This is a genomic window from Streptomyces sp. WAC06614, from assembly GCF_003949795.1.
In the GTDB taxonomy this organism is placed as follows: Bacteria; Actinomycetota; Actinomycetes; order Streptomycetales; family Streptomycetaceae; genus Streptomyces.
Map to the genome: position 1 here is coordinate 1 of NZ_RPRY01000315.1, position 7,778 is coordinate 7,778.

General features: G+C 72.1%; 8 protein-coding genes and 1 rRNA gene. 1 reads left to right on the plus strand and 8 read right to left on the minus strand.

Annotated elements, in window-relative coordinates; translation table 11 throughout:
• Positions 1 to 259 precede the first annotated feature (259 nt).
• Positions 260 to 1,462 carry a DUF5667 domain-containing protein gene (locus tag EF918_RS29050; RefSeq protein WP_125651909.1) on the plus strand — a complete coding sequence of 401 codons (1,203 nt, stop codon included), beginning with the start codon at positions 260 to 262 and terminating at the stop codon, positions 1,460 to 1,462.
• A gap of 121 nt (positions 1,463 to 1,583) precedes the next feature.
• Here the strand turns inward: EF918_RS29050 and EF918_RS29055 are convergent, their stop codons facing one another.
• From EF918_RS29055 to rrf, 8 genes are all read right to left on the minus strand, one after another.
• Positions 1,584 to 2,570 (minus strand): lysophospholipid acyltransferase family protein, encoded by a 987-nt coding sequence (locus EF918_RS29055; protein ID WP_125651910.1) that lies wholly within the window; start codon positions 2,568 to 2,570, stop codon positions 1,584 to 1,586.
• Positions 2,570 to 3,619, minus strand: coding sequence for an NAD-dependent epimerase/dehydratase family protein (locus tag EF918_RS29060; protein WP_125651911.1), 1,050 nt, complete (start codon positions 3,617 to 3,619; stop codon positions 2,570 to 2,572). The genes EF918_RS29055 and EF918_RS29060 overlap by 1 nt, the downstream gene beginning before the upstream one ends.
• Before the next feature lie 100 nt (positions 3,620 to 3,719).
• A complete protein-coding gene (locus tag EF918_RS29065; RefSeq protein ID WP_003948845.1) occupies positions 3,720 to 3,818 on the minus strand; it encodes an AURKAIP1/COX24 domain-containing protein in 99 nt (32 codons plus the stop codon).
• Between the two features lie 144 nt (positions 3,819 to 3,962).
• Positions 3,963 to 4,172, minus strand: a complete 210-nt coding sequence (locus EF918_RS29070; protein ID WP_185921972.1) for a helix-turn-helix domain-containing protein — start codon at positions 4,170 to 4,172, stop codon at positions 3,963 to 3,965.
• A 124-nt stretch (positions 4,173 to 4,296) separates the two neighbouring features.
• On the minus strand, positions 4,297 to 5,118 hold the full coding sequence (locus EF918_RS29075) for a phosphatase (RefSeq protein ID WP_125651913.1): 822 nt from the start codon (positions 5,116 to 5,118) through the stop codon (positions 4,297 to 4,299).
• Positions 5,119 to 5,212: 94 nt separating this feature from the next.
• Entirely contained in the window at positions 5,213 to 6,382 is a 1,170-nt protein-coding gene (locus tag EF918_RS29080) for an acetoin utilization protein AcuC (protein ID WP_125651914.1), read from the minus strand.
• Entirely contained in the window at positions 6,333 to 7,550 is a 1,218-nt protein-coding gene (locus tag EF918_RS29085; RefSeq protein ID WP_125651915.1) for an MFS transporter, read from the minus strand. The genes EF918_RS29080 and EF918_RS29085 overlap by 50 nt, the downstream gene beginning before the upstream one ends.
• 103 nt (positions 7,551 to 7,653) lie before the next feature.
• Positions 7,654 to 7,770 (minus strand): 5S ribosomal RNA (gene rrf, locus EF918_RS29090).
• Between the last annotated feature and the right edge of the window lie 8 nt (positions 7,771 to 7,778).

Sequence of the window (7,778 nt, forward strand, 5' to 3'; positions counted from 1 at the left end):
CCCCCAGCCCGATCCCGCAGCACATCCCCGTCCTCCCGACCCCTCCTTTCCCGACAATCGGTGACCCCTCCATGACCCTGTGGTCAGATCATCCTTCGTCCGTAACCCAAGTGCCGCGCCGCTCGTTGTGCGGAATGCAGGCTCCCTGTGGACACGCCATGCCCGAAGGCGCTCACTCGAAAGTGTGGATGCGCTCAAGGAAGGCAACCTTCCGGACACCTTGGGGAGTCGATCGTCATGACGAGAGGAGGTGCCGCCAGTGATCGCGAACGTTTCTCCCCACCGGCGGGCGAACGCCTTCGCCCAGGCCCTGGAAGGTCGGACGCCGTCCGACCCTTCGGAACCGGAGCCGGCGGCCGAGCAGTCCGAGGCACCTGCCGAACCTGCTGAGCACGAACGGCTGCTGGCCTTGGTGAGTGCGCTCGGCGAGGTGCCGCGCCCACAGCTGGACGCCGAGGTCAAGGTGGTCCAACGAGCCCAGCTCGTGGCCGCCATGGAGGCCATGGTGATGGAGGAGAGGGCCGGGGGCGGTGCCGCCTCGGACCCTCAGGTGCCCGAGCAGCGGACCGGCCGCGGCGCCCACCGGGCGACCCCGCTCCGGAAATTGCGGCCCCGCTCCCGCTGGTCCAAGGGCATCGCAGCGGGGGGGCTCACGGTCGGCGTGGCGGCGGGAGCGTTCAGCGGTGTGGCCGCTGCCAGTACCGACGCCCTGCCGGGTGATTCGCTGTACCCGCTCAAACGGGGCGTGGAGGACCTCAAGCTCGGCATGGCGGACGACGACGCCGACCGCGGCGAGCTGTACCTCACCCGCGCCTCGACCAGACTCTCCGAGGCACGCCGCCTGATGGACCGCGGCCGCTCCGGAGTCCTGGACCACGAGTCCCTGGGCGAGATCCGACGCACCCTGTCGGGCATGCGGCACGACGCCGCGGAGGCCCACCGACTGCTGCACTCGGCCTACGAACGGGACGGCTCGCTCGGCCCGATCCAGGCGCTCACCTCCTTCTCCCGGACCCACCGCGACGCCTGGGGCCGGCTCCGCGAGTCGCTGCCGCCGCAGCTGAACGACGTCGGGGACCAGGTGAGCTCGGTCTTCCAGGCCATAGACGATGACGTCGCGCCGCTGCAGTCGCTGCTGCCGAAGCCGCCGGAGCAGACGCGCGGGGGCAGCCCCGCGTCCAAGCCGGCCGCTCCCCCGGCGGGCACCCCGCAGCACGCACCCCCGGCGGCCACCCCGCCCGGAGCCCAGACCCCACCGGCCAGCACCCCGCCGAGCCCGGCGGGTCCGAGCCAGAAGGAGGGGATCCTCGGCGGCGCCGACGGCCTGCTCCACCCGCCCGCGGCGGGCACCACCGGGCCCACGCCCCTCCCGGTCGACCCGGCCAGGCCGGAGATCACCCTGCCCCCGCTCCTCCCGGGCATCCTCCCGGGCCTGGGGCTGAAGGCGGAGGACGCGGAGTAGCCACGAGAAGGCCCCCGACCGGTGGTCGGGGGCCTTCTCGTACGCAGAGACCGATCAGCAGAGGAGACCGGTCAGAGTCGGAGACCGTCAGAGCCGGAGACCGATCAACGTCAGGGACCGGTCAGAAGAAGACCGAACGCCGCTGCACCAGCAGCTTGTACAGCGTGTGCTGGATCTGCTCGCGCACCTGGTCGGTCAGGTTGAACATCAGCATCGGATCCTCCGCCGCCTCCGGCGGGTACCCGTCCGTCGGGATCGGCTCGCCGAACTGGATCGTCCACTTCGTCGGCAGCGGCACCACACCCAGCGGCCCCAGCCACGGGAACGTCGGCGTGATCGGGAAGTACGGGATCCCCAGCAGCCGCGCCAGCGTCTTGGCGTTGCCGACCATCGGGTAGATCTCCTCCGCACCCACGATCGAGCACGGCACGATCGGCGTCCCCGCCCGCAGCGCGGTCGAGACGAAACCGCCCCGGCCGAACCGCTGGAGCTTGTACCGCTCGCCGAACGGCTTCCCTATCCCCTTGAAGCCCTCCGGCATCACCCCGACCAACTCGCCGGACTCCAGCAGCCGCTGCGCGTCCTCCGCGCAGGCCAGCGTGTGCCCGGCCTTGCGGGCCAACTCGTTGACGACCGGCAGCATGAAGACCAGGTCCGCCGCCAGCAGCCGCAGGTGCCGCTGCGCCGGGTGGTGGTCGTGGACCGCCACCTGCATCATCAGCCCGTCCAGCGGCAGCGTGCCCGAGTGGTTGGCGACGATCAGGGCCCCGCCCTTCGCCGGGATGTTCTCCAGCCCCTTCACCTCGACCCGGAAGTACTTGTCGTACAGCGGGCGCAGCAGCGACATCAGGACCTGGTCGGTCAGCTCCTTGTCGTAGCCGAACTCGTCCACGTCGTACTCGCCGGTGATCCGGCGCCGCAGGAAGGCCAGGCCGCCGGCGATCCGCCGGTCCCAGTCCGTACCGGCCCCGCCGCCGCCCGGCTCCGAGGACACCGGCACCGCGGGCTCCGGCTCGGTCGCCGGCGAGGGCACCGACCGCACCCGCCGCCCCGGCAGCCGCCGGCGCGGGCGGTCCTCGTCGAACGGAATGACCTTGGCGTCCGCCACTATCGCTGCGCTCCCTCGTCCAGTTCGACGTCCAACAGCCCCGCCACCCGGTCCACGGCCCAGCCCACCCGCTCCGGCGGCAGCAGCCCGGTCCCCCGGCTCCGCGCGAAGTCCGCGAAGGTCTCGGCGGTGGTGTACATCGGCTCGAAGCCGAGCACCTCCCGCATCTGGGTGGTCTCCACCACCCGTCCGTGGGTCAGCAGCCGGATCTGCTCCGGCGAGAAGTCCGTCACGCCCACCGTGCGCAGCGCCGAACCGACCCAGGTGACCGCGGGCAGCAGCAGCGGCACCGTCGGCCGCCCCAGCCGCCGCGAACACTGCGACAGCAGCAGCACCCCGTCCCCGGCGATGTTGAACGTACCGCTGTTGAGCGTGCCGCGGCGCGGCTCGCGCGCCGCCAGGCCCAGGACGTCCAGCACGTCGTCCTCGTGGACGAACTGCAGCCGCGGGTCGTAGCCGAGCACGGTCGGCATCACGGGCATCGAGAAGTACTCGGCGAGGGCCGAGTCGGCGAAGGGGCCGAGGATGTTCGCGAACCGCAGCACGCACACCGCCACGTCCGGCCGGCGCCGCGCGAAGCCCCGTACGTAACCCTCCACCTCGACGGCGTCCTTGGCGAACCCCGTCGAGGGCAGCGCCTTGGGCTGGCTGGTCTCGGTGAAGACGGCCGGGTCCTTGGGCGCGCCGCCGTAGACGCTGGTGCTGGACTTCACCACCAGCCGCCGTACGGTCGGGGACTTCTGGCAGGCACCGAGGAGCTGCATGGTGCCGATGACGTTGGTCTCCTTCACGGCGCTGCGCGCACCGGCCGGGCCGCCGCCGGTGACCGCGAGGTGCACCACCGTGTCGACGGCGTGCTCGGCGAGCACCCGGGCGATGGCGGACTGCCGGATGTCGGTCCGGATGAACTCCGCGGCCCCCAGCCGGTGCGGCGGCGTCACCGCGTCCACCGCGATCACCCGCTCCACGTCCGGATCACGCTGGATGCGGCGCACGAAGCGGCCCCCCAGCTGCCGGGCAGCCCCGGTCACGAGCACGACCTTGCCCACCGCTCAGCGCCTCCTCGTGCGAGTCAGAAGTACCCGGCTGCACCGCAGCCCCTCCACCAAGGATGGTGGAGGGGCTGCGGAGAACACGTACAGCTGCCGTTTACTTCTTGTTACGGCGCTGGACGCGGGTGCGCTTGAGCAGCTTGCGGTGCTTCTTCTTCGCCATCCGCTTACGCCGCTTCTTGATAACAGAGCCCACGACTACCCTCGCTCACTTCTCGGTTCATCCCCGCATCAGCAGGAAATCTTGGTGCGGGGCGTCTGGGCCCACACGACCTACGTCGGCCTAGCCTACCCGCCCGAGCTCCGAGCTTGTAATCCGAGGGCCACCGGGGGGTCAGACTCAGGCCGACTCCACCCCCACGAAGGACTCCCGGAGGTACTCGTGGACCGCGTTCTCCGGCACCCGGAAGGAGCGGCCCACCCGGATGGCGGGCAGATGGCCGTTGTGCACCAGGCGGTACACGGTCATCTTCGACACTCGCATCACCGAGGCGACCTCCGCCACGGTAAGGAACACGACCTCGCTCAGAGGCCTCTGGTCAGCAGCCATGTCACACCTTGACCTTCCGCGCATGACGGGGCACCGGCTTCCCCTCCGGTTACTCCACGTCGTCGCACGCTCACTCCCCAGAGTAGGGGCGTGTGATACGAGTGGGGAAGAGGAGCTACGGTCCTCACTCGGCGAGCGACAGGCTCGCCCGGTCGAGCACGTACCGGGTGAGCGGCCGGTAGTAGTCCGAACGGACCCCGTCATCGAGCGGAACGGCGACCGCCACGCGCCCCTCGGCCTCCCCCACGAACACCGCCGGATCATCCGTGTCCGCCAGCCCGATCGCCTCGAACCCCAGCTGACCTGCCCCGCAGACCCACCCGTGGTCTCCCACCACCAGCTCCGGCAACGGCCCCCCGGACTCCGCCAGGGCCCCCAACGCGATCCGAACCGGCAGCGGCGAATGGGTGTGAGCGCCGGTGGCACTCCCGAGGGGCCGCACGCCGGGTTCCCGCACCAGTGCGACCCCCTGTACGTAGTCCAGGCGGTGCGGGCGTACGCCGAACCGGGTCGCCACGTCCACCCCCCACCCCTGCGCCGGGGTGAGGACAACACAGCCCGCTGCCGACAACGCCCGGGCCAAGGTGGCGTAGAAACCCAACAGCCGGTCCGGGTGCCCGGTGCCTAACAGCACCGGCCCACGGCTCCGCGCGACCTCGCGCAGCCGCTGCGCGAACGCCTCCAGCGCCGCCACCGTCCGCTCCGGGTCGATCGTGTCCGGACCGCTGACGTGCGCGGGGTCCGCGGAGACCCCGCACCGGGCGGCCATCAGCGCCAGCAGGTCCCGCACGGCCCAGCCCCCCTCGGGGTCCAGCCCCAGCAGCACCCTCGGGTCGCGGGCCGCGAACAGCCGGTAGCTGCGCAGGCTCTCCTCCCGGGACGTCGCGACGGGGCCGGCCAACCGGGCGGCCAGCAGATGCGCTCGCAGGGCGCCGGTGCTCAACACCCTCCCGATGCTGCCGCACCGGGCCCGCCGGCCGGGCCGATTGGGCCGCACGGCCCACCGTTGGGCTAACGCCCGCGCGCGCCCGGTCGGATCCTCAGGCGAGCAGCCCGCGCAGCGGGAACACCGCCCGCCGGGTCGCCAGAACGGCCTGATCCGTACGGTCGGCCGGGTCGTAGCCGGCGTCCCAGTCCCGCCAGTCCACCGACCGCCCGTCCGTCATCCGGGCCGGCGCCAACTGCCGGGTCCGCGCGAACACTTCCTCCCGCCACGAGGCCGGCACCGCCGTCCCCGGCTCGACCGGCCGGTGCCCGGCGATCGCCACCAGGTGCGTCCACGACCGCGGGACGACGTCCACCACCGCGTACCCGCCACCGCCCAGCGCCAGCCAGCGGCCGTCGGCGTGCCGGTGCGCCAGCTCGTGGCAGGCCTCCTGCACGGCCCTTTGCGCGTCCAGGGACACCGCCAGGTGCGCCAGCGGGTCCTCGAAGTGGGTGTCGGCGCCGTGCTGGGTCACCAGCACCTGCGGCCGGAAGTCCGCCAGCAGCTCGGGCACCGTGGCGTGGAAGGCCCGTAGCCAGCCCTCGTCACCGGTGCCGGCGGGCAGCGCCACGTTCACCGCCGAACCCTCGGCGGCCGGACCCCCGGTCTCCTGGGGCCAGCCCGTCTGGGGGAACAGCGTCCGCGGGTGCTCGTGCAGGGAGATCGTCAGCACCCGGGGGTCGTCCCAGAACGCCGTCTGCACCCCGTCCCCGTGGTGCACGTCCACGTCCACGTACGCGACCCGCTCGGCGCCCAGCTCCAGCAGCCGGGCGATGGCGAGCGCCGGATCGTTGTAGACGCAGAAGCCCGAGGCGCCGCCCGGCATCGCGTGGTGCAGCCCGCCGGCGAAGTTCACCGCGTGCTCCGCCTCCCCGGCCCAGATCGCCTCGGCCGCCGCCACCGACTGACCGGCGATCAGCGCGGAGGCCTCGTGGATCCCGGGGAAGGCCGGATCGTCGGCCGTCCCCAGCCCGTACGAGCCGTCGGCGGACCGGGGATCCGCGGACACCTGCTTCACGGCGTCCACGTAGTCCTCCCGGTGCACCAGGCGCAACGTGGAGTCCCCCGCCGGCCGGGCGGCCCGCACCTGGAGCACCTGGTCCAGCCCGAAGGCCCGTACCAGGCCCATGGTCAGCGCCAGGCGCACCGGATCCATCGGATGGCTGGGCCCGAAGTCATACTTCGTTACCGCCTCGTCCCACATCAACAACCCGCGGCCGCTCATGCCGGACACCGTATCGGGCGGGCTCGGCGGCGAACGAGCGGGCTGGGAGCAGCGTCAGCAGGACGAGCACCATCGGGACGAGCATGGCCCCGCGGTAGCTCCAGGCGTCTCCGAGGGCGCCGACGAGCGGGGAGCCGATCAGGAAGCCGACGTAGTTGAAGATGTTCAACCGCGCCACGGCCGCGTCGGAGTCGCCGGGGAACAGCCTCCCGGCCGCGGCGAAGGTCTGCGGCACGATCACCGACAGCCCGAGCCCCAGCACCGTGAACCCGGCCATCCCCGCCCATGCCCCGGGGGCGAGCGCCACGACGGCGAACCCGCCGGCCGCCAGCACGGTGCCGCCGCGCACCACGGCCGCGGCGCCCAGGCGCCGCACCCCGAGGTCACCGACGGCGCGGCCGAGGAGGGTGGTCACCATGTAGACGTTGTAGGGGACGGTGGCGAGCTGCTCGGAACTGCCGAGGACGTCCTGGAGGTACTTGGCGCTCCAGTTGGAGACGGTGGAGTCCCCGATGTACGCGCAGGCCATGACGAAGCAGAGCGGCACCAGCAGCCGGAACCCGGTCCCGCCGGCGGCGGGGGCCGCGCTCTTGCGGAGCTCGGGGCCGCCCTGGTCGACGTAGTACCGGCTGCCGGCGAGGGCGAGCGGCAGCAGCAGGACCACGGCCGGCAGGTAGGAGACGAACAGGTCCAGCTTCCAGTGCGCCCCGGCCCAGGCCGCCGAGGCGCCGAGGATCCCGCCGAGGCTGTACGCCGCGTGGAAGCCCAGCATGATGCTGCGCCCGTACGCGCGCTGGAGGCTGACGCCGAGCATGTTCATCGAGGCGTCCAGCCCACCGACCGCGAGCCCGAACACCCCCAGCGCGAGGGCCACCTGCCACAGTTCGCCGCCGGCGCCGACCCCGAGCAGGGCCAGCAGCACGACCGGCTGCGACCACCGCAGCACGGCACTGGGCGCCACCCGCCGCACCAGCCGCTCGGTCCCCACGCTGGCCACCCCCGCGAGGACCGGCACGGCGGCGAGGAAGGCGGGCAGCAGCGCGTCCGATATCCCGTACCGGTCCTGGATGGCGGGGATCCGGGTCACCAGGAGGGCAAAGGTGACGCCCTGCACGAAGAAGCTGATCGCCAGGGCAGCCCGTCCACGGCGAAGGCGCACATGAGTCATGGCCGCACAGCGTAGGGTCCCGGGCTACCGGTGGGTAGACCTTGAACGCAGAAAAGCCCCGCACCTGATCTCACGATCGGTGCGGGGCTTTCCCACAATGATTGTTCGGCGGCGTCCTACTCTCCCACAGGGTCCCCCCTGCAGTACCATCGGCGCTGAAAGGCTTAGCTTCCGGGTTCGGAATGTAACCGGGCGTTTCCCTAACGCTATGACCACCGAAACACTATG

Excerpts from the sequence above, each read along its gene's own strand:
- EF918_RS29070 (WP_185921972.1), bottom strand. The coding sequence starts at position 4,172 with ATGGCTGCTGACCAGAGGCCTCTGAGCGAGGTCGTGTTCCTTACCGTG.
- EF918_RS29080 (WP_125651914.1), bottom strand. The coding sequence starts at position 6,382 with ATGAGCGGCCGCGGGTTGTTGATGTGGGACGAGGCGGTAACGAAGTAT.
- EF918_RS29085 (WP_125651915.1), bottom strand. The coding sequence starts at position 7,550 with ATGACTCATGTGCGCCTTCGCCGTGGACGGGCTGCCCTGGCGATCAGC.